This is a genomic window from Lysinibacillus sp. G4S2 (genome assembly GCF_030348505.1).
Taxonomy (GTDB): Bacteria; Bacillota; Bacilli; order Bacillales_A; family Planococcaceae; genus Lysinibacillus.
Genome location: NZ_JAUCFJ010000002.1, coordinates 4849788 through 4873060 on the forward strand (window position 1 = coordinate 4849788; position 23273 = coordinate 4873060).

9 protein-coding genes, 4 rRNA genes and 2 riboswitches are annotated in these 23273 nt (G+C 40.8%); all 13 genes read right to left on the bottom strand.

Annotated elements, in window-relative coordinates:
* Positions 1-150: 150 nt before the first annotated feature.
* Positions 151-1702: ribosomal RNA gene (locus QUF91_RS24810) — 16S ribosomal RNA — on the bottom strand.
* A gap of 601 nt (positions 1703-2303) precedes the next feature.
* The gene (locus tag QUF91_RS28225; protein ID WP_350224360.1) at positions 2304-2447 is read right to left on the bottom strand and encodes a transposase; all 144 of its coding nucleotides are present in this window, start codon (positions 2445-2447) and stop codon (positions 2304-2306) included.
* Positions 2448-2489: 42 nt separating this feature from the next.
* A complete protein-coding gene (locus QUF91_RS24815; RefSeq protein ID WP_289419712.1) occupies positions 2490-2984 on the bottom strand; it encodes a helix-turn-helix domain-containing protein in 495 nt (164 codons plus the stop codon).
* A 1424-nt stretch (positions 2985-4408) separates the two neighbouring features.
* A 5S ribosomal RNA gene (rrf, locus tag QUF91_RS24820) occupies positions 4409-4524 on the bottom strand.
* Positions 4525-4834: 310 nt separating this feature from the next.
* A 23S ribosomal RNA gene (locus QUF91_RS24825) occupies positions 4835-7762 on the bottom strand.
* 181 nt (positions 7763-7943) lie between these two features.
* A 16S ribosomal RNA gene (locus tag QUF91_RS24830) occupies positions 7944-9495 on the bottom strand.
* The 16S, 23S and 5S rRNA genes sit together here, the layout of an rRNA operon.
* A gap of 427 nt (positions 9496-9922) precedes the next feature.
* A complete protein-coding gene (locus QUF91_RS24835; RefSeq protein WP_285396113.1) occupies positions 9923-11248 on the bottom strand; it encodes an NCS2 family permease in 1326 nt (441 codons plus the stop codon).
* Positions 11249-11380: 132 nt separating this feature from the next.
* A riboswitch (purine riboswitch) is annotated at positions 11381-11482 on the bottom strand.
* Positions 11483-11973: 491 nt separating this feature from the next.
* On the bottom strand, positions 11974-15021 hold the full coding sequence (locus tag QUF91_RS24840) for a SpaA isopeptide-forming pilin-related protein (RefSeq protein ID WP_289419713.1): 3048 nt from the start codon (positions 15019-15021) through the stop codon (positions 11974-11976).
* A gap of 655 nt (positions 15022-15676) precedes the next feature.
* Positions 15677-16345 carry an MOSC domain-containing protein gene (locus QUF91_RS24845; protein ID WP_285396115.1) on the bottom strand — a complete coding sequence of 223 codons (669 nt, stop codon included), beginning with the start codon at positions 16343-16345 and terminating at the stop codon, positions 15677-15679.
* Positions 16346-17029: 684 nt separating this feature from the next.
* Positions 17030-18583, bottom strand: a complete 1554-nt coding sequence (gene guaA / locus QUF91_RS24850; protein ID WP_285396116.1) for a glutamine-hydrolyzing GMP synthase — start codon at positions 18581-18583, stop codon at positions 17030-17032.
* Between the two features lie 152 nt (positions 18584-18735).
* A riboswitch (purine riboswitch) is annotated at positions 18736-18837 on the bottom strand.
* Between the two features lie 38 nt (positions 18838-18875).
* A complete protein-coding gene (locus QUF91_RS24855; RefSeq protein WP_289419714.1) occupies positions 18876-21059 on the bottom strand; it encodes a transglutaminase TgpA family protein in 2184 nt (727 codons plus the stop codon).
* The gene (locus QUF91_RS24860) at positions 21056-22237 is read right to left on the bottom strand and encodes a DUF58 domain-containing protein (protein WP_285396118.1); all 1182 of its coding nucleotides are present in this window, start codon (positions 22235-22237) and stop codon (positions 21056-21058) included. Before QUF91_RS24860 ends, QUF91_RS24855 begins: the two co-directional genes overlap by 4 nt.
* Positions 22234-23178 carry an AAA family ATPase gene (locus QUF91_RS24865; protein WP_285396119.1) on the bottom strand — a complete coding sequence of 315 codons (945 nt, stop codon included), beginning with the start codon at positions 23176-23178 and terminating at the stop codon, positions 22234-22236. The genes QUF91_RS24860 and QUF91_RS24865 overlap by 4 nt, the downstream gene beginning before the upstream one ends.
* Positions 23179-23273 lie beyond the last annotated feature (95 nt).

Here is a 23273-nt window from a genome sequence, read left to right on the forward strand (position 1 = left end):
ATTAATGTGTTTGTTACAATTTCAATGTCGTTTTATCCAGTTTTCAAAGAACAAGTTTTGAAGTGTTTCATTCGTAAGAATGAACCTTCAAAACTGAACGCAAAACGTAATCTTACAAACCCTAGGTTTGTATTCCGAAAATATCCTTAGAAAGGAGGTGATCCAGCCGCACCTTCCGATACGGCTACCTTGTTACGACTTCACCCCAATCATCTATCCCACCTTCGGCGGCTGGCTCCAAAAGGTTACCCCACCGACTTCGGGTGTTACAAACTCTCGTGGTGTGACGGGCGGTGTGTACAAGGCCCGGGAACGTATTCACCGCGGCATGCTGATCCGCGATTACTAGCGATTCCGGCTTCATGTAGGCGAGTTGCAGCCTACAATCCGAACTGAGAACGACTTTATCGGATTAGCTCCCTCTCGCGAGTTGGCAACCGTTTGTATCGTCCATTGTAGCACGTGTGTAGCCCAGGTCATAAGGGGCATGATGATTTGACGTCATCCCCACCTTCCTCCGGTTTGTCACCGGCAGTCACCTTAGAGTGCCCAACTAAATGATGGCAACTAAGATCAAGGGTTGCGCTCGTTGCGGGACTTAACCCAACATCTCACGACACGAGCTGACGACAACCATGCACCACCTGTCACCGTTGTCCCCGAAGGGAAAACCATATCTCTACAGTGGTCAACGGGATGTCAAGACCTGGTAAGGTTCTTCGCGTTGCTTCGAATTAAACCACATGCTCCACCGCTTGTGCGGGCCCCCGTCAATTCCTTTGAGTTTCAGTCTTGCGACCGTACTCCCCAGGCGGAGTGCTTAATGCGTTAGCTGCAGCACTAAGGGGCGGAAACCCCCTAACACTTAGCACTCATCGTTTACGGCGTGGACTACCAGGGTATCTAATCCTGTTTGCTCCCCACGCTTTCGCGCCTCAGCGTCAGTTACAGACCAGAAAGTCGCCTTCGCCACTGGTGTTCCTCCAAATCTCTACGCATTTCACCGCTACACTTGGAATTCCACTTTCCTCTTCTGCACTCAAGTCCCCCAGTTTCCAATGACCCTCCACGGTTGAGCCGTGGGCTTTCACATCAGACTTAAAGGACCGCCTGCGCGCGCTTTACGCCCAATAATTCCGGACAACGCTTGCCACCTACGTATTACCGCGGCTGCTGGCACGTAGTTAGCCGTGGCTTTCTAATAAGGTACCGTCAAGGTACAGCCAGTTACTACTGTACTTGTTCTTCCCTTACAACAGAGTTTTACGATCCGAAAACCTTCTTCACTCACGCGGCGTTGCTCCATCAGGCTTTCGCCCATTGTGGAAGATTCCCTACTGCTGCCTCCCGTAGGAGTCTGGGCCGTGTCTCAGTCCCAGTGTGGCCGATCACCCTCTCAGGTCGGCTACGCATCGTCGCCTTGGTGAGCCGTTACCTCACCAACTAGCTAATGCGCCGCGGGCCCATCTTATAGCGACAGCCGAAACCGTCTTTCAGTGTTTCACCATGAGGTAAAACAGATTATTCGGTATTAGCCCCGGTTTCCCGGAGTTATCCCAAACTATAAGGTAGGTTGCCCACGTGTTACTCACCCGTCCGCCGCTAACGTCAAAGGAGCAAGCTCCTTCTCTGTTCGCTCGACTTGCATGTATTAGGCACGCCGCCAGCGTTCGTCCTGAGCCAGGATCAAACTCTCCATAAAAGAAATTTGATTAGCTCAAATTGTTTTGCTGGCATCATGTTTGATGTCCAAAATTTTGTTTCGTTCACCAACTCAAGGTTAGTTACTAAAAACTTTATTGATTACGTTTTGCTTGTTCAGTTTTCAAGGTTCATTCCGTCGCCGTTTTGTTTCAGCAACTTTTTCAGTATAACATTTCTTGTTTTCGTTGTCAAATCTTTTTTTGAAAGTTTCTCAACTTCGTTTCAGAAGCGACAACTCTTTATATACTATCACTCTCGAATTCGTATGTCAACATCTTTTTAATGTTTTTCGAATTCGTTTTGTTTCTACGTCGTCTTAGCGACAATTAATAATTTATCATGATTCTAAAACATTCGCAAGTGTTTTTTTGCTATTAAATTATCTTTTTTATAAATCTTGAATTAGTAAGCTATTTTACGATTTTTCGAGTATTAAATAACTCTTATAATTTTTTAGCTACCTCTATATTTGTATTGCTATACATCTCTTTCTTATAAATCTCAACAAACTAAATTAAAGGAAATCCTTATTTCGGCTCTTCACCAAAACATCTGCTTGACTAAGAGCCGTATTCAATTCATTCTACATTGCACTCGAGTCAAATCGTTTCCTTATAGTGTTGCAGGTTACGCATAAAAAAGTGACGACGTTGTAAGGCTTTAATGAGGTTATTTTTCCCTTCAACTGCCGCATTGGTGAAACGTAATTGATGGTAATTACAAACAGTCTTGCACTTTAGGATGAAAAATTATGCGCAAAGTGTCGCCTGTTCGCAGAAATATGCTTATAATTCAAGGATGGTGCGTCCTGGAATAATATCTAAAAATGTGCCATTTCGCAAGTCATGCAAACCAGTATTGTAGGTATGCCCCTTGCGAATGGCAAAATCATCAAGTCCAAGCACGAGATTTTGACAATGAGATGTCTTGTGCTGACAGGCTTGTTGAACACGTGAAGCTTCTTTCTTTTTCCATGTTTTCACGATACGAGCTACCGTTGTCGCAGGTGTTTCCGTTACACGCGCTGTATGTGTGATAGTTGCCCCAATTGCTTGTTTTGGTAAAGTCGCTTCAAATGCCTTTGTATAGCGCTTGTTAGGTGCTACAAATTCATAATGCCAGACGAAAGCAGCTATATACGCTTTACAAGAAAGACGAATAGCAGGCAACTTTAAATAAACTCGACACCCAAAAGCATCAAGGTGACGGACTGTACGTCTATAACTAATCCCCCGACGAATCGTTTGATTAGACTTGCAAATGAGACATGATTGCTTCAATTCGATTGGCTCACATCGATGAGAATCTGTTGGTCTATTTTTTCGGTTGCAATAATTTTTAATTTTGGTAAATCCCATAAATCCTTGATAGAATGAGAGTGCATCTGTATACCTCGCTGATTTGTTTGGTGGTACTCTCAACTCTAGCGGATACAGGTGCTTTTTTGTATTCATTTTTAATCAAGAACAAATTTTGGCGTTGAGCCCTTATTCCTAATCAAAATATAGTCCTTTTTAAACAACTCTCTCAAGCTTTCTTCGACATCATTAGTTAGTCAGATGTGCACAACCACATACAAGATATATCGATTCAAACAATCTTGTAGAAGATTTCCTTAGTGATGAACACCTCGCGCTTGATACCACACATTTTGAGTCACGTGATCAGCGAAACATACTGAAAAAACATGGCCCTCTATCAAAGAAGAACACACTACTTGGCTCGCTGCACAAACTGAAATTAAAGAAAGTCAATCGACAGAATCAAACGTCAGGTAGATACTTCACTTGAAACGCTTTATAGAACGCCCAATTGAATCAAACTGGGGCATCAGAAAAAAATTGATGGCAAAAATACATTCTGTTATAGCTCCAAAGGTTATCTTGCTGTTTCAATAAAGGATCAATACATCGTGAGTCGTTTGATGCCATCGGATAATTTATCAGATAGCAAAGTAGCTATCCCTCTTTTAATAAAAGCAGAAAGTATATTGTCGAGTCACTTTATGACGCCGATTTGGATGGTTATATATTGAACCGATTTATCGCCAGGTTTATGCCCGACAAATGCGCGTAATCATTCTCTATAATGTCCGCAATAAAAGCGAGTAACTTGGATTGGAGGAGCATTTCAGACCGACATATGTACGTGAACCACAGCTACTGTTATGACAACTTCGATGAAAGTAACGAACACTAAAATTCACAAAATCATAGGAATGTGAAAGCTATCCGTTATGTGATGATCTTTGTCAGAAGGTTTTTAAAATCAATTTGACATGGATTACGAAATTTCACGTCCAGCACGTGACTCTGAACTTAGGAAACAACTGTGTAAAGAGCGAACAGCCATTGAACATGTAAATTCATACTTAAGCAATATTTTCAGTTAAACAATGCCCGTCGCAGAATAGGAAGAAAAGCTAAACTTCATTTCAACCTGGTGACGTTTATAATGACTGCAAATTAGCATTAGATCGTCTCAATACTTTATTACAAACACAAACTCAAGCAGCATAATTTTAAAACGTAAGTCTTCTTAATAGAGCAGTCTAAGCTCTGGGAAAATATGATTTATGAAATTGATTTATTGAATAAAGAAAAACCCCGAATAGGTCCACTTTTTTAAAGTGTTCACTATTCGGGGTTCAGTTTATTTTATTCCATAAAATAAAAACAGCCAGCACACAGCTGACTGTTTCTTTGCCTAGCGACGTCCTACTCTCACAGGGGGAAGCCCCCAACTACCATCGGCGCTAAAGAGCTTAACTTCCGTGTTCGGTATGGGAACGGGTGTGACCTCTTTGCCATCATCACTAGACTATTTTCGACCTCCAATACACGGCGTATTACTACGTCAGCTTCTCTCGCTCAATCGGTCACGTACGGAGGTACGCTCCCTCATTCACTCGTTTGCTTCCTTGTACTACTTGTGTCTTGAAGCTCTCTTTGGCTTTCAATATACGTCGCATTTCTTCGTCAGCTTCTGTCGTTCAGTCAGTCACGTACTTGAGTACGCTCCTTTCCTCTCTCCATCTCTTCCTCGAACTACTCGTATCTTGAAACCCTTGATGAAAGAATAATTGTTCTTTCAAAACTGGATAAACGGTGCATTGAATGTTTCAAACATTGTGGTTAAGTCCTCGATCGATTAGTATTCGTCAGCTCCATGTGTCACCACACTTCCACCTCGAACCTATCTACCTCATCGTCTTTGAGGGATCTTACTTACTTGCGTAATGGGAAATCTCATCTTGAGGGGGGCTTCATGCTTAGATGCTTTCAGCACTTATCCCGTCCACACATAGCTACCCAGCGATGCCTTTGGCAAGACAACTGGTACACCAGCGGTGTGTCCATCCCGGTCCTCTCGTACTAAGGACAGCTCCTCTCAAATTTCCTACGCCCACGACGGATAGGGACCGAACTGTCTCACGACGTTCTGAACCCAGCTCGCGTACCGCTTTAATGGGCGAACAGCCCAACCCTTGGGACCGACTACAGCCCCAGGATGCGATGAGCCGACATCGAGGTGCCAAACCTCCCCGTCGATGTGGACTCTTGGGGGAGATAAGCCTGTTATCCCCGGGGTAGCTTTTATCCGTTGAGCGATGGCCCTTCCATGCGGAACCACCGGATCACTAAGCCCGTCTTTCGACCCTGCTCGACTTGTAGGTCTCGCAGTCAAGCTCCCTTGTGCCTTTACACTCTACGAATGATTTCCAACCATTCTGAGGGAACCTTTGGGCGCCTCCGTTACCTTTTAGGAGGCGACCGCCCCAGTCAAACTGTCCGCCTGACACTGTCTCCTACCCCGCTAAGGGGCATGGGTTAGAATTTCAATACAACCAGGGTAGTATCCCACCGACGCCTCCTTCGAAGCTGGCGCTCCGAGATCTCTGGCTCCTACCTATCCTGTACAAGTTGTACCAAAATTCAATATCAGGCTACAGTAAAGCTCCACGGGGTCTTTCCGTCCTGTCGCGGGTAACCTGCATCTTCACAGGTACTATAATTTCACCGAGTCTCTCGTTGAGACAGTGCCCAGATCGTTACGCCTTTCGTGCGGGTCGGAACTTACCCGACAAGGAATTTCGCTACCTTAGGACCGTTATAGTTACGGCCGCCGTTTACTGGGGCTTCAATTCGCAGCTTCGCTTGCGCTAACCACTCCTCTTAACCTTCCAGCACCGGGCAGGCGTCAGCCCCTATACGTCACCTTACGGTTTTGCAGAGACCTGTGTTTTTGCTAAACAGTCGCCTGGGCCTATTCACTGCGGCTCTCATGCGCTTGCACGCTCAAGAGCACCCCTTCTCCCGAAGTTACGGGGTCATTTTGCCGAGTTCCTTAACGAGAGTTCTCTCGCACACCTTAGGATTCTCTCCTCGACTACCTGTGTCGGTTTGCGGTACGGGCACCTCTCACCTCGATAGAGGCTTTTCTTGGCAGTGTGAAATCAGGAACTTCGTCCATACGGACTCGCCATCACAGCTCAACGTTACAGTGTGCGGATTTGCCTACACACACGCCTTACTGCTTGGACGCGCACAACCAACGGCGCGCTTACCCTATCCTACTGCGTCCCCCCATTTCTCAAACGGTGAGGAGGTGGTACAGGAATATCAACCTGTTGTCCATCGCCTACGCCTATCGGCCTCGGCTTAGGTCCCGACTAACCCTGAGCGGACGAGCCTTCCTCAGGAAACCTTAGTCATACGGTGGACGGGATTCTCACCCGTCTTTCGCTACTCATACCGGCATTCTCACTTCTAAGCGCTCCACCAGTCCTTCCGATCTGACTTCAACGCACTTAGAACGCTCTCCTACCACTGACATCATAGATGTCAATCCACAGCTTCGGTGAATCGTTTAGCCCCGATACATTTTCGGCGCAGCGTCACTCGACCAGTGAGCTATTACGCACTCTTTAAATGATGGCTGCTTCTAAGCCAACATCCTGGTTGTCTGTGCAACGCCACATCCTTTTCCACTTAACGATTACTTTGGGACCTTAGCTGGTGGTCTGGGCTGTTTCCCTTTTGACTACGGATCTTATCACTCGCAGTCTGACTCCCGTGTATAAATATCTGGCATTCGGAGTTTGTCTGAATTCGGTAAACCGGGATGGCCCCCTAGTCCAAACAGTGCTCTACCTCCAGTATTCTCATCACGAGGCTAGCCCTAAAGCTATTTCGGAGAGAACCAGCTATCTCCAAGTTCGATTGGAATTTCTCCGCTACCCACACCTCATCCCCGCACTTTTCAACGTGCGTGGGTTCGGGCCTCCAGTAAGTGTTACCTCACCTTCACCCTGGACATGGGTAGATCACCTGGTTTCGGGTCTACGACCACGTACTAATTCGCCCTATTCAGACTCGCTTTCGCTGCGGCTCCGCCTTCTAAAGCTTAACCTCGCACGTAATCGTAACTCGCCGGTTCATTCTACAAAAGGCACGCTATCACCCATTAACGGGCTCTAACTACTTGTAGGCACACGGTTTCAGGATCTCTTTCACTCCCCTTCCGGGGTGCTTTTCACCTTTCCCTCACGGTACTGGTTCACTATCGGTCACTAGGTAGTATTTAGCCTTGGGAGATGGTCCTCCCGGATTCCGACGGAATTTCACGTGTTCCGCCGTACTCAGGATCCACTCAGGAGAGAACGAACTTTCGACTACAGGGCTTTTACCTGCTCTGGCGGACCTTTCCAAGTCGCTTCATCTAACTCGCTCTTTTGTAACTCCGTATAGAGTGTCCTACAACCCCAAGAGGCAAGCCTCTTGGTTTGGGCTCTTCCCGTTTCGCTCGCCGCTACTCAGGGAATCGATTTTTCTTTCTCTTCCTCCAGGTACTTAGATGTTTCAGTTCCCTGGGTCTGCCTTCAAGACGCTATGAATTCACGTCAAGATACTACGCGATTAAACGTAGTGGGTTCCCCCATTCGGAAATCTCCGGATCAAAGCTCACTTACAGCTCCCCGAAGCATATCGGTGTTAGTGCCGTCCTTCTTCGGCTCCTAGTGCCAAGGCATTCGCCGTGCGCCCTTAATAACTTAACCAAGTTATTAAGCCTATAAAAAAACTTAAAAAATTAATGTGTTTGTTACAATTTCAATGTCGTTTTATCCAGTTTTCAAAGAACAAGTTTTGAAGTGTTTCATTCGTAAGAATGAACCTTCAAAACTGAACGCAAAACGTAATCTTACAAACCCTAGGTTTGTATTCCGAAAATATCCTTAGAAAGGAGGTGATCCAGCCGCACCTTCCGATACGGCTACCTTGTTACGACTTCACCCCAATCATCTATCCCACCTTCGGCGGCTGGCTCCAAAAGGTTACCCCACCGACTTCGGGTGTTACAAACTCTCGTGGTGTGACGGGCGGTGTGTACAAGGCCCGGGAACGTATTCACCGCGGCATGCTGATCCGCGATTACTAGCGATTCCGGCTTCATGTAGGCGAGTTGCAGCCTACAATCCGAACTGAGAACGACTTTATCGGATTAGCTCCCTCTCGCGAGTTGGCAACCGTTTGTATCGTCCATTGTAGCACGTGTGTAGCCCAGGTCATAAGGGGCATGATGATTTGACGTCATCCCCACCTTCCTCCGGTTTGTCACCGGCAGTCACCTTAGAGTGCCCAACTAAATGATGGCAACTAAGATCAAGGGTTGCGCTCGTTGCGGGACTTAACCCAACATCTCACGACACGAGCTGACGACAACCATGCACCACCTGTCACCGTTGTCCCCGAAGGGAAAACCATATCTCTACAGTGGTCAACGGGATGTCAAGACCTGGTAAGGTTCTTCGCGTTGCTTCGAATTAAACCACATGCTCCACCGCTTGTGCGGGCCCCCGTCAATTCCTTTGAGTTTCAGTCTTGCGACCGTACTCCCCAGGCGGAGTGCTTAATGCGTTAGCTGCAGCACTAAGGGGCGGAAACCCCCTAACACTTAGCACTCATCGTTTACGGCGTGGACTACCAGGGTATCTAATCCTGTTTGCTCCCCACGCTTTCGCGCCTCAGCGTCAGTTACAGACCAGAAAGTCGCCTTCGCCACTGGTGTTCCTCCAAATCTCTACGCATTTCACCGCTACACTTGGAATTCCACTTTCCTCTTCTGCACTCAAGTCCCCCAGTTTCCAATGACCCTCCACGGTTGAGCCGTGGGCTTTCACATCAGACTTAAAGGACCGCCTGCGCGCGCTTTACGCCCAATAATTCCGGACAACGCTTGCCACCTACGTATTACCGCGGCTGCTGGCACGTAGTTAGCCGTGGCTTTCTAATAAGGTACCGTCAAGGTACAGCCAGTTACTACTGTACTTGTTCTTCCCTTACAACAGAGTTTTACGATCCGAAAACCTTCTTCACTCACGCGGCGTTGCTCCATCAGGCTTTCGCCCATTGTGGAAGATTCCCTACTGCTGCCTCCCGTAGGAGTCTGGGCCGTGTCTCAGTCCCAGTGTGGCCGATCACCCTCTCAGGTCGGCTACGCATCGTCGCCTTGGTGAGCCGTTACCTCACCAACTAGCTAATGCGCCGCGGGCCCATCTTATAGCGACAGCCGAAACCGTCTTTCAGTATTTCACCATGAAGTGAAATAGATTATTCGGTATTAGCCCCGGTTTCCCGGAGTTATCCCAAACTATAAGGTAGGTTGCCCACGTGTTACTCACCCGTCCGCCGCTAACGTCAAAGGAGCAAGCTCCTTCTCTGTTCGCTCGACTTGCATGTATTAGGCACGCCGCCAGCGTTCGTCCTGAGCCAGGATCAAACTCTCCATAAAAGAAATTTGATTAGCTCAAATTGTTTTGCTGGCATCATGTTTGATGTCCAAAATTTTGTTTCGTTCACCAACTCAAGGTTAGTTACTAAAAACTTTATTGATTACGTTTTGCTTGTTCAGTTTTCAAGGTTCATTATTCTGTCACGCTTAAGTGACTTTCTATACTTTAACATAATGTTAACTCTACGTCAACTCTTTATGTTAGTATTTTTTATGTTGTTGTTTATGTTTCGTAACAACGTGTTTAAATATATCACTAATCTTCTAGTAATACAACCGTATTTAAAAAGAAAAATAATTCCGTGAAATTGAATTCATAGAAAAATGAATCCTTTCCTATATAAATGTTTCTGTAAAAAATTATTCTTCCCAACAAAAAAAGCTGCTCACAAATATCGTCAAATCGAATTTGTGAACAGCTTCTATTTTATAAAGTTGCTAGATACAATAAGAAGATTACCGCGAAGACATACATAATCGGATTTACTTCTTTCGCTCTCCCTTTAATAATCATTGTTAATGGATAGAAAATGAAACCTACTGCAATACCAGTTGCAATTGAATATGTTAACGGCATCATAATCATTGTTAAGAATGATGGTACTGCGATTTCAAAACGATTCCAAGCAATTTGGCCTAAAGAAGAAACCATTAAAACTCCTACTATTATTAATGCTGGAGCAGTAACAGCTGGAGTAACAACTCCTAACAACGGTAAAAAGAATAGTGATAATAAAAATAAACATCCAGTTACAATTGAAGCGAAACCTGAACGGGCACCAGCTGCTACACCTGAAGAAGATTCGACATAAGATGTAATAGTAGATGTACCCAAAATTGAACCAATAATCGTTGCAATTGAATCAGAAATTAAAGCTTTACCCGCGCGTGGTAAACGATTATCTTTAACTAATCCTGCTTGGTTAGCTACCGCAATCAATGTCCCTGCATTATCAAAGAAGTCAACAAATAAGAAAGTTAAAATTACTGACAGCATTGATAATGTATAAAAGCTTGGGTCAGAGAAAGAACTGAATAGCGCTCCAAACGTTGGTGAAATGCTAGGTGGTGCTGATACAACTTTTTCAGGCAAATCAACTAGGCCTGTAAACATACCAACGATTGATGTTATTACCATTCCGTAGAATACGCCGCCTTTAATACCACGCACCATTAAAATAACTGTCACTATAATACCGAAAATCGCTAGCAATACTTGTGGTTCGTGTAAATTACCGATACCAACTAAAGTTGCATTATTTTTAACTATAATGTGTGCATTTTGCATCCCAATAAAAGCTATGAATAAACCGATACCAGCACCTACTGCTAATTTTAATTCCATAGGGATAGCATTAATTAATTTTTCACGTAAGCCTGTTAATGTTAATAATAAGAAAAATAGACCTGAAATAAATACTGCTGCTAGTGCATGCTGCCACGGACTACCATTTACTAATACTACTGTATAAGCAAAAAATGCATTAAGTCCCAAACCTGGTGCTAAAGCGAGCGGATACTTTGCCAAGATCCCCATAATAAAACAACCAATTGCTGCTGACACTGCAGTTGCAACAAACACTGCTCCATAATCCATACGTAAAGCGTCTGGTAAATCCTTTACATTCGCTAATGTCAATGTTACTGGGTTTACCACTAAAATGTAAGCCATTGCTAAGAACGTTGTAAAACCACCAAGAACTTCGCGGCGATAATTAGTTCCTAATTCATCGAACATGAAATACTTTTTCATTTTAAAGAAATCCTCCGTATGGTCGTCTTCAATATCGAAAACAAAAAAGACACGCTGACTACTCTACTAGTCGCATGTCTACGATACATTTCATCACCGTTTTTGTGTGAAATTGATTAGTTTCTATACATTGATATATATAACTAAAATCGTAGTCAAGTTATTTACGGTAACTTGGTAGAAACTCACGGGCCTTATCCCCGACATTATACGACGACTTATTTAATTTACAATCGTAATATATCATTTCATTTTTCAGATTTCAACCCTATTTCCGAACATTTTTCATAAATAAAATACGAAAGTTCGTGTAAAATACTTATTTAATGTTCATGTTCTCTAAAATTAACGTTTATTTTTATATTAATCTTGAAAATCAAATATTCTTTGTGCACATTCAAACGGCAAACCGTCTGCAAAACTACCTCACTGCTCATCAATAAATTCAGAACCATTAATTGCATGCTCCATCAATACAGACGCTTTAAAGTACGCTGTTAAAACGATCGTACTACAGCTATATTTCAAACATCTTTTAATATGATAGCTCTATCAGTACAGAACGACTTCGCAGACTATACAACCTATATATTATCGAATACCGTCAACGCAACCACTAAATGGACGGTGTAGGAATATAGATTACATAACTGCTCAAAACCTTAAAAAGCGCGAAAATCAATTTTAGAAACGTTGATTTTTCGCGCTTTTCTGATGTGACTTTTTTAAATTTCTTTTCTGCGTCGTAATAACAAACCCGCTAAAGCTACTAAGACTAAACCAATTACTTGATATAAAGTTGTGTTACTTTCCCCTGTTTGAGGTAAGCGTTCATTTGAAGTTTGTTGCTTCTCTTTGTCAGCTTTTACATTTTGAACATCTTTGTTGATTTGCTTTTCTACTACATTACCCGCATTTTTTAGATCATATGTTTTTTCAATCGGTTTCACCAGTTGTTCTTCTTGTTTCTCTGGAATTTTTTGATCCTCTACATTACCTGTATCTTCGGAGTCTTTCGTTCCATTCTGTTCCACTGGTTGTTCTGGTTTTGGTTCCTCTACTACATTACCCTCATATTTAGGGTCATATGTTTTTTCAATTGGTTCTATCGGTTTTTCACTCGGCACCACTGGTTTTTCACTTGGTTCTACCGGTTTTTCTGGTGTTACCGGTTTTTCACTTGGTCCCACCGGTTTTTCTGGTGTTGTCGGTTTTTCACTTGGCCCCACCGGCTTTTCTGGTGTTGTCGGTTTTTCACTTGGCTCCACCGGTTTTTCTGGTGTTGTCGGTTTTTCTGGTGTTGTCGGTTTTTCACTTGGTTCAACTTGATTAAATGCTTTTAACTGAATAACAGATTCTTTGTCTACCAAACTAACTTCAAATTCGATTGGTTTGGCATCAAGTTGGTAACCTTTTGGTGCTTTTGTTTCCACAAACGCATATTTACCTGGACTTAGGTTATCTACTTTAATTTGACCGTCTTTATCTGTTACTAATTTTAAAACAATTACTTCGCCCTTTTGATTAACGAGTTTGAATTCTGCACCAGGTAATACTGGACCTTGTTCATTTTTACTATGTTTTGTCAACACTACAGTTGTCTTGTTATAGGAATTTTCTACCGTTACTTGAACATCTTCTTTATCGTGCTCAATTGTAAACTCAGTTTTTTCATGCAAAGGTTTATATCCATATAATGCTTTTGTTTCCACAAACGCATATTTACCTGGACTTAGGTTATCTACTTTAATTTGACCATTTTTATCAGTTACTAATTTTTCTTTAATCACTTTGCCTTCATCGTCAATTAACGCAAATTCAACGCCTTCTAATTTTTCTTTCGTATCAGCATTTATTTTCGTTAAAACAATTGATCCTTTAGGGATTTTTGTATTTACAATATTATAACCATTAACTTTTGGCTCATATCCCTCTACTGGTTGCTCTTTCACAGTATATTTAATCTCGTTACCGTCTACTGTGTATTGGTCTAATTTACCGAAGTTGTATTTCCAACCGTTTTCTGCCGTTACTGTTTTTGTGTCAATAACCGCATCATCTTTTAGTAAATCTACTTTGATTTCCGAAGGTCGATCTTGTTCACTATCATTTTCCCAAGTTTTCGTTCCCCAAATTGAGATTTCTTTCAAACTGTTACTAATCGCTACTTTTACACCTTTTGTAGCGCCAGCTTCTATTGTAAATGGAAATTCCTCTTCTTCATCAAATGTTACATATTTAGGAGCTGATACTTCTTTTATATAGTAATCACCAACTTTTAAATTTGGTACTTCTACAATTCCACTTTTATCGGTTGTATATTTATCGCCAATTTGTTGACCATTTTTTGAGAAAACTTTAAATTGAACACCTGGAATGACTTGCTCTTCATTACCATCTATATGTTTTAGTATTCTCAATGTACCTTTGTCTGGCAAATCTCCCTCAGCCCAACCATTAGAAAAAATATTTTTTACTTCCACCACGTCTTTCTCAGATACTGGCTCTTGGCCGTTGACTGTGTATGTCAAATCATATGCATTCTTCAGATATTTTTCATTTACCCCTTCAGCTGTAATAGTTGTTTTATAACTTACAGTGAATGATGTTGAGCTTGCATGTTCTTGTTTAATCACTACTTCAAATGAGTTATCATCTTCAAAATGCACATGTCCATACCCATTGCTTTCAAACTCTGCAGGTGTGAAATAGCGATCACCTAAATTGCCATTTGTGCTGATATAAAAACTATCTCGCTGTATTTTTTGACCACCTTGCGACTGATCGTGTAAAACGATATCACTTTCAAGGCTTTCTCTCTTTAAGTTGAAGTTTAGGAACCAGCGAACTTCATCTGATTTATCTGGCTGAATATCTCCTGCTTTATAGAAGAAGACTCCTGGCGAAGAACCACCACTTGGATGCGTAATTGTTACAGCTTGCTTACTTAAATCTGTTCCAAAGTCCGTATTAATCGTTTTTGATTTTCCATATTCTACATTTGTTGCTTGAATAGTAAATTCAAAGTAACCTCTAATGTTTTCACGTGTCTCTACTTTGTCATTGAACGTACATACGACTTGTCCACCAGTCACATTACACGAACCGTAATCTTCTAGTTCAATAGTCGAATTGAACCCTCTTAATTCTGATGGCAATGTCATCGTAAGTGTATCGCCTGTTTTTAATTTGACATCAGACTTTTCACTAAATTTTACAAGAATTCCTGTTTGTTCACCGTATGATAAATCTGTTTTTTTAATTTCCGCACTATCAAGCAATCCTGCATGACTTAGTTCTCGTGCTTTATCTACAACAGGAATATTTGGTTCGGTTGGTTCTGGTGAAACACCTTCTTCAGTTGGTACTGGTTTTGCCGAGTTACCATTTTCTTCAGTTGGTGCTAGTTTTGTTGAGTTACTATCCTCTTTAATTGGTTCGGATTTTGTTGAGTTACTATTTTCCCCGACAGTTTTAGATTCTTCTGTAGGGGTACTTGGTTTTTCTGTAGGAGCATTTGGTTCTCCTGATTGTTCAGGTAAATCAACGCTCTTTTCTTCTCCTACTGCCCCATCATTTACACCAGCGCTTTCATTAGCTTCTGGTCCGTTTTCTACTACAGATGGTTCTTCTGAACTTTTTGCTTCAGTTGTTCCAAGTGTTTCATGTGCTCCATTATTTTGGTCCACTTCACTCGCAAACACTGAAATTGGTGATAGTACTGTTTGAAATACGAGCAGCAATAAGAGTACTGCTATGTTTATTTTTTTCATGTTTCTCTCCTTTTCTAAGCCTAGAGAGATACCTGTTAGTGTTTACTGACGATTTATATCCTTTCTTAATGTCAGAAAGATATGTCACAAACAATAGGTTGATCCCTCTTTCCTTTAAATCACTTGTTTCCATAAATGAATACATTCTAATAAGTACTCCACAGTATAGGTAATCACGACGACTTATGAATTGTGGTGTACAGTTTTTCATGTATAAGTCCTACTTTTGTTATGTCTTTTATAATAGAACTCACCACCTTTTAGGTTTATGGACTTATTATATATTCAGACACTAAACAAATTCTAAACAATTCAGGACTTTTAGTTCATTCAATTCAGACAAATTCTATATTTTTTCCATTTCATTTATCTTTATACAACAACAAAAAAACAGTAAATATCACTCAAACAGAGTGCCTTTACCGTTTTTCACCATAGGTCTATTCACTTCACTTACGTAATATACTTATTTTTATACATAGAAATTTTTTATTTATAACTCAACTTTCACAAAGTACTAAGTGAATGCATTTAACAATTTCCCCTTTTATCTATCTGTATTGAAACTCATACGAAAAAATCCGCTAGAATCCATTCGAATTCTAGCAGATTATAATACAGCGATTACAGGAGAGCTCTCTTGATCGGCATATGTTTAATTCATTACTTTACTTTGCAAGAGCTGAATTCTTTTTTCTAATTTTTGTTTCCAATCTTCTGCTAATGCATCAACTGCTTGTATACGTTTCATCGCAAGTGCGTCTTTGTTTTTAAAATACACTTCATTGCAGTGTAAGACAGAAACACGCGCAGGGTCCTTTTCCACTAATTCAATTTTTGAATCTGCACAGATTTTCCCTTCTTCCAGTACACGCGCAAGGAAGCCCGTATAGCCTGTTTCAATTAAACGTTTGAGTAATATGTTCACCTCAGTATATTTATCAATCGTACTACATGGTACACGTCCTTGGGTAATTTGGATGACAGCATCACCTATTTTATAAATATCGCCAATACAAATATCAGCTTCCAACATATTCGTTACTGTTAAGTTTTCACCGAATGCCGCTGTCGGCAACGGTTTACCAATTTCCTGTTCCCATTGTATATAATGCTCCGCAGGATATAAACAAACGGCACGGTCAGGACCACCATGATGTTTTTTATCTGCTACATCGTCCCCCTCAAATCCACGAGCAGACAAATAAACTTCTTGTATTTTTCGTTTTTCAATCCCTGTAATCATTGAACGTCCATTACTATAATGCAATTCTTTCGGCATACCAACAGCAAGTGTATGAATCATCGCTATATTTTTTCCCATTTCAATCCCCCTAATCTAAACTAAACAACTACATAGAGCTATTTATATTCATTAGTTTACTATACCTAAAGCTTAGCAAGTATTATCCTTAAAAAAAGAGTTTCAAGAGCTCAATAGGTAACATTATTAATAAAGTATCTAGTATATCTTTTTAATAGTTTTAAATCTAAAAAAGATATACTGTAATCAGCATAGTAAGATATAGGGCTCTTCACCATAACGTGTGGTTGATTTCTTTGCTAGAAAGAGCTTGTTTTTCGATAAAAGCCCAAATAGTTTCGATAAAATGAGATTTTGTTTCGATAAAAGCCCAAATAATTTCGATAAAATGAGATTTTGTTTCGATAAAAGCTCAAATAGTTTCGATAATGAGCGATTTTGTTTCGATAAATCCAGGATGTGATGCTCTTAGTCTTCGTTCCTCTACATGCTCGCCGCAGGGTCTCATCTGTGACGCTGATCCCCAAGGAGTCGCCCAGTCGGAACGAAAATCAACTAATATACAGCGCGTATATTTTAAAAAATGTCATCCACAACTTTTGGTGATGAGCCAGATAAAGATATACTAACCAAATATTTCTTTTATTTAGATTTATGGTATCAGATCTTGTATCACAAAACAAAAAAGCTTGGTAGAAACCTTATTAGATAAGGCTCTCCAAGCTTTTTCTAGCTGTTATTTAATTATTCCCACTCAATAGTTGCAGGTGGCTTAGATGTAATATCATACAGCACGCGGTTCACGTGTTTTACTTCGTTTACTAGGCGAACAGAGATTTTCTCTAATACATCCCAAGGAATGCGTGCCCAATCAGAAGTCATACCGTCGATAGATGTTACCGCACGGATACCGATTGCGTAGTCATACGTACGAGCATCGCCCATTACGCCAACTGAACGGATGTCCGGTAATACCGTGAAGTATTGCCAGATGTCACGATCAAGACCAGCTTTGGCGATTTCTTCACGTAGGATGAAATCAGATTCGCGTACGATTTCTAGTTTTTCTTCTGTTACTTCACCAAGTACACGGATACCTAGACCAGGACCTGGGAATGGTTGACGCCAAACGATTTTTTCATCAAGACCAAGCTCTAGCCCTAATGCGCGCACTTCATCTTTAAATAATGTGTTAAGTGGCTCAATTAATTTGAATTGCATGTCTTCTGGAAGACCACCAACGTTATGGTGTGATTTAATAGTTTGGGCAGTTGCTGTACCAGATTCAATGATATCTGTATAAAGTGTACCTTGTGCTAAGAAGTCCATTCCTTCAAGTTTAGACGCTTCTTCATCGAATACGTAAATAAATTCGTTACCGATAATTTTACGTTTTTTCTCTGGGTCAGAAACGCCAGCAAGCTTATCCATGAAACGTTGACGTGCATCAATTTTAATAAGATTCATGTCAAAGTCTTCAGTGAATGTTTTCATTACTTGTTCAACTTCACCTTTACGGTTTAAGTTGTGGTCTACGAACATACAAGTAAGCTGATCACCAATTGCTTTATGAATTAATACGGCTACTACAGAAGAGTCTACACCGCCAGAAAGTGCACATAATACCTTTTTGTCTCCTACTATTTCGCGGATTTTCGCGATTTCAAGCTCAATGAAGTTTGCCATAGACCAGTCGCCTTTTGCTTCACAAACATCGAACACGAATTGACGTAATAAGTCATTACCGTATACAGAGTGACGTACTTCTGGGTGGAATTGTACTGCATAAAGTTTACGTTCTACATTTGCCATTGCAGCGATTGGGCAAGCAGCACTTGTTGCGATTACCTCAAAGCCAGCAGGCACTTCTGTTACATGGTCACCGTGGCTCATCCATACGATTTGTTCTGTTGGTAACTCACCGAATAGTTTGTTTGAAGCTGTTACTTGGATCTCAGCTTTACCATATTCGCGTGTTTCAGCACCTTCTACTTTACCGCCTTGTGTATGTGCCATTAATTGCATACCGTAGCAAATACCTAGGATTGGTAAGCCTAATTCGAAAATAGCCGGGTCTACATGGAAGGCATTTGCATCATATACAGAGTTTGGACCACCTGAAAAGATAATACCTGCTGCGTTCATATCTTTAATTTCTTCTGCCGTAATCGTATGTGGATGTAACTCACTGAATACACCAAATTCACGGATACGACGCGTAATTAATTGGTTAAATTGGCTACCGAAGTCAAGAACGACGATTTTTTCTTGCTCTTTTAATAAAGGGCTAGCTGACAATATTTCCACCTCTTCTACTATTTTTAAAGGAACTTTTCATATGTTCAAAGAAAAACGCGTATGAAAGTAAAGACTTCCTACGCGTTCATAAGCTCTAAATTTACAAAGGCGAATGCGTAGCAAAGACAAGTATTTTACTAACCTTCTCACCTATCCAAAACATTCACCTTCATAGAGAAATCATTTATGGTGATCTCGTAGAAACATCCGAACCTTATTATCGAACTTATATGAAAGCAATCCTAATCATATATAATTATTTTTTTCATTTTACTCTTTGTACCCATCAAAATCAACTGATAGTGCGATTGATTAAATATTCCCAACTTTCTTTCAGTTTTATAAAATCAACCTCTTGTTTATCCTTGCCATAAATATGTTGTTCATATACAGCGGTCAGTTTTTGCATCTGCTCTGTCTCTAACGATGCATCAACTCGTTCAGCAAATGCTCGCAATGTCTCGCCATCTTTTCGGCGTAATCCAATACGAGATAGTTGCTTCGTTAACGCATGATAAGAAGCATCAAAGTTTGTCCAGTTCGCTTCTTTTTTACGATATGCACGTACTTGCATTTTAGGTATCCACGTTTTACGTTGCATAAACAGAGTAATCCCAGCGATGATCATCAAAATGCCTAGAGCAATCCATACATAAGTAAGTTTTTTAAACCATGTCCATACTGCATCTAAGCTAAGTGTTGTATGGCTAGATGTTTCTTTCTTTGGTTCTTGCTCTTTCTTCTCTGGTAGCTCTTGTTTTTTTTCTGGCTGCAATTCTTGCTCTTGCTGTGGAGTGTCTTGCTTTATATCATAATCAATATTAATATTTCTCGAAAAGCCAATCGTTGGTTCAAACTCCATCCAGCCTGTTCCAGGTACGTATGCTTCCACCCACGAATGTGCATTATCATTCGTAATTCGATATTCACGTAAACCATCTGACATCGGACCAGGTTCACCAGGTGCAAAGCCTTTTACCCAGCGTGCGGGTATCCCCGCGGAACGTAGGAGCACTACCATTGCTGTTGAGAAATTATCACAGTAACCCACTTTAGTATCAAATAAAAACTGGTCAACATAATCTTGATCCTCAGCAGGGATTGCTACATCTGTTTTATCGTATCTAAAGCCATGCGTTGAAAAATATCTCTCAACTGCTTTTATTTGATCATATACCGAAGCCTTATCTTGTGTGATTTCTTTCGCTAAATCCCCTACACGTTGTGGAAGTGTATTTGGCAACTGTAAAAAACGATCAAAGGACGAATCTAATGTTCCTAGCATGGATGGTTTTGACGTTTGGAGCTGCTCCATGCTATATACTGGCTCACTATAATCTATCGTATAGTTAGACAATGATTTTGACTCGCCATTTTGTTGTTCTATTGCTATTTTTTCAGTACGTCCATCCTGAATAAACAGAGGTGAATCTTGAGCAGAAACAGATATCATGCCATACGTTTGAATTAAAAATGGCATTGGAGTAGCAATGTCCATCTGAATCTGGCGTTCATTTTCAGGAGTTCCAACTTGTAACGAAGTTAGGATAGGGTTATTGTTCTGATAAACATTTTTTCCAAAGTTCCCCTCTGAAAGAATCCAGCCCTTCGATGTATAAGTATCCTTTGTATCTATCCGCCAATAATGACGATCACGGGAAGTTGCTGTGAAAACTAGTGTATTATCACCTTGAAACGGCCCCCCTAATCGGCTATCATCCTCGCTGTAACCAACTGTTTTTTTACCTGTTCCTGAGTCCCCTTGCCCTGCAACCCCTTGAATAAAAGGCACTGGATCAGCCCAAGTCGGTCCTGCCTTAGGTAAAAAGAATGCCACTGTACTAACAAGCATTACCGAAACAATCATCGGTATAACAAGTTTCCACTTTCCTATACTGCTTGGTGCATCTGTTTGAAGCCATAAGCGCTTGACAAAAAGAAAGCCAGTCATCATTAATCCAAGCACAATAACTTTAACAATGGCCACTTTTCCATCATAGTCACTAAATGTATCTAGTGTGGCAATAAAGAATACCGTTAACACAAAGAAATAGAATATATTTTTCCGCACAGTTATCCAGTGGTGAATTAGATATATTAACATCCAAATAAGCACAAGGAATAGCGTAGTCCTAAACGCATCTGATACTTGTCCAAAATCGCCCGAAAGAATGGTTGTCATATTCCATTTCCATTCATTTATTAAAAAAGGTAATGTCTGTCCAGATATCAATGGATTTTCACTATAAGTAAACACTATAAACCAAGTAATATAGCCAAATTTCACTAATCCCGAAAGTAATGGATGTACTTGAAATAAGCTAAGTACTAGTGATAAACCAATAAACACTAAAAATAAATGTAAAAATCCTGTATTTGTTAGCTCCATTACAGGAATAAGCCATTCACGTAAAATTAGAAAAATAATTACGTATGCTATTGCTAGTTCTATAAAATTTCCTAGTGATTTTTTCACGGCTTCATCACCTCCGTGAACAAATGATAAAAATCTGTTGGATCTACATGCACAAGTTGAATTTGCTTATAACGCTTTGCTAACTCTGTTTGCATAGGTGGCTCCTTCGCTACTACAAAACAAATACAGTTTTTCACCATATTAGCAAGATTATGAAGTAATTCATCTGATACTTCACTCGTAACATACAGTAACGTTGCAACATGCTTAAAGACTTGCTGATCTCGTAATTGGAATTTGACAGTTTCCGCAGGTTTTAAAGCAGCTAAATGATACATTACTTGATCTAGCTGCTTATTACCTTGAATAATTGGAAACACCTTCGTGTTGGTACCAGCTAAAACAAATGAAATATCTCCTCGTTCTTCGACAATTGTTTGTAACATCGATGCCACAAGCTCAATTTTTTCTTCAAATAACGGAGACTTTTCGGCATGGAGTACCAACAATAACTCTTGTGATTGACGATCTTCAAATTCCTTAGATTGCAATGTTTGTGTTTTCGCAAATGATTTCCAGTGAATCCACGAAAAACGGTCACCTGGAACGTATTCACGTAAGCCAACAGCCATTGATGTATCCTTAACAATCGAATAAGGTGACATCATTGTACCAACATCAAATTTGGTTTGAAGTGCGGCATACCTCATTTCTCGTACTCTCGGATAAATTAAAATGACTTGTTCCTTTTCTGCCGCAACTTTCTTTTTTGCCCAGCCAAAAAAATCACAGAAAACAATATTAACACCTAAGTAACGATGCTCGCCACGGGGCATATTTTCCAGTACATAATTCCAACTAAATTTTTTCCTGAAGCCTACAAACTTAATAGCATTCGTTCCTTGCACCTTCGATTGAACAAGGGCTTCACTGTTCACAAGTTCCTCCATCATCATATAAGCAAACGGAAAACGTGTTTTTCGTTCTACCGAAATTGTAACCTTAGCAGATTGCCCACTTTCAATATGAGAGGGCTCAATTTTGCGTTCCACAAGGAGAATATCTTCTTTTACTAGTAAGAAAACAAATGCATATAACAAAAATGGACTAACCGTAAAAAATACGAACCAGCTGACAAATCCACCTTGGAACATGGCATAACAAAACGTTACGATCATTAACAAAGATACTAATAAGAAATGTTTACTTTTCTCTATAAAAGTTTGCCATTTCTTCATTGCTCAGCAAACCTCTTCGTTGGCACAGGTGTCTTCGCAATAATACGCTCAATAATTTCCTCTGCCGCCACGTTATCATAACGGGCATCTGGTTTTAATACTAAACGATGACTAAAGACAAACGGCACTAAATATTGGACATCGTCAGGAATAACATAACTACGCCCTTTTATAAATGCATAAGCTTGTGAGGCTTTCATTAAGGCAATTGTTGCCCGAGGGCTCACTCCTAAATGCACATAACTATCTTCCCTTGTTTGAGTCGCTAGCTCGACCATATAGTTTTTAACAGATCCTTCAACATGTACACCTTGTACAAGTTCCTGTAATTCAATTAATTGTGCAACGGTTAGCACAGCTTCAATTTTTTCAATCGGCTTACCATGTTCAGCACGACGTAGAATCTCCACTTCTTGCCCTCGTGTAGGATAGCCCATCTTTATTTTTAGCAAGAAACGATCAAGCTGTGCTTCTGGTAACGGATATGTGCCTTCATGCTCAATTGGATTTTGAGTGGCCATAACGAAAAACGGCTGGTTAATTGTTAACGTTTTACCATCAATAGTGACAGATGCTTCCTCCATTCCTTCGAGTAAAGCAGACTGTGTTTTCGGAGATGTACGGTTAATTTCATCTGCTAAAATGACATCTCCCATAATCGGACCAGGTCGAAACTCGAATTCCAACGTTTTTGGATTATAAATGGATACCCCCAAAACATCTGACGGCAATAAATCAGGTGTAAATTGAATCCTTTTAAACTGTGCATCAAAGGATTTTGCCAGTGCTCGTACCATCATTGTTTTACCGACACCAGGTACGTCCTCAAGTAAGACATGCCCCCTTGCCAACAAGGCTACTATGCTAAGCTCCGCAACCTCTCTTTTGCCTATCATTACTTTTTCTATATTTTCTAATACATCTTGTATGTGTGAACTCATAATTCAAAAAACCTCCTATTTCATCCAGCAATTGTTTGAATTGCATGATAACTTTCTTAAGCATAACGAAATATGTTTTGTAACACAATTATATA

What these genes read in the sequence shown, in the direction of transcription:
- QUF91_RS24835 (WP_285396113.1), bottom strand. Translation starts at nt 11,248, where the DNA reads ATGAAAAAGTATTTCATGTTCGATGAATTAGGAACTAATTATCGCCGC.
- QUF91_RS24840 (WP_289419713.1), bottom strand. Translation starts at nt 15,021, where the DNA reads ATGAAAAAAATAAACATAGCAGTACTCTTATTGCTGCTCGTATTTCAA.
- QUF91_RS24845 (WP_285396115.1), bottom strand. Translation starts at nt 16,345, where the DNA reads ATGGGAAAAAATATAGCGATGATTCATACACTTGCTGTTGGTATGCCG.
- QUF91_RS24860 (WP_285396118.1), bottom strand. Translation starts at nt 22,237, where the DNA reads ATGAAGAAATGGCAAACTTTTATAGAGAAAAGTAAACATTTCTTATTA.
- QUF91_RS24865 (WP_285396119.1), bottom strand. Translation starts at nt 23,178, where the DNA reads ATGAGTTCACACATACAAGATGTATTAGAAAATATAGAAAAAGTAATG.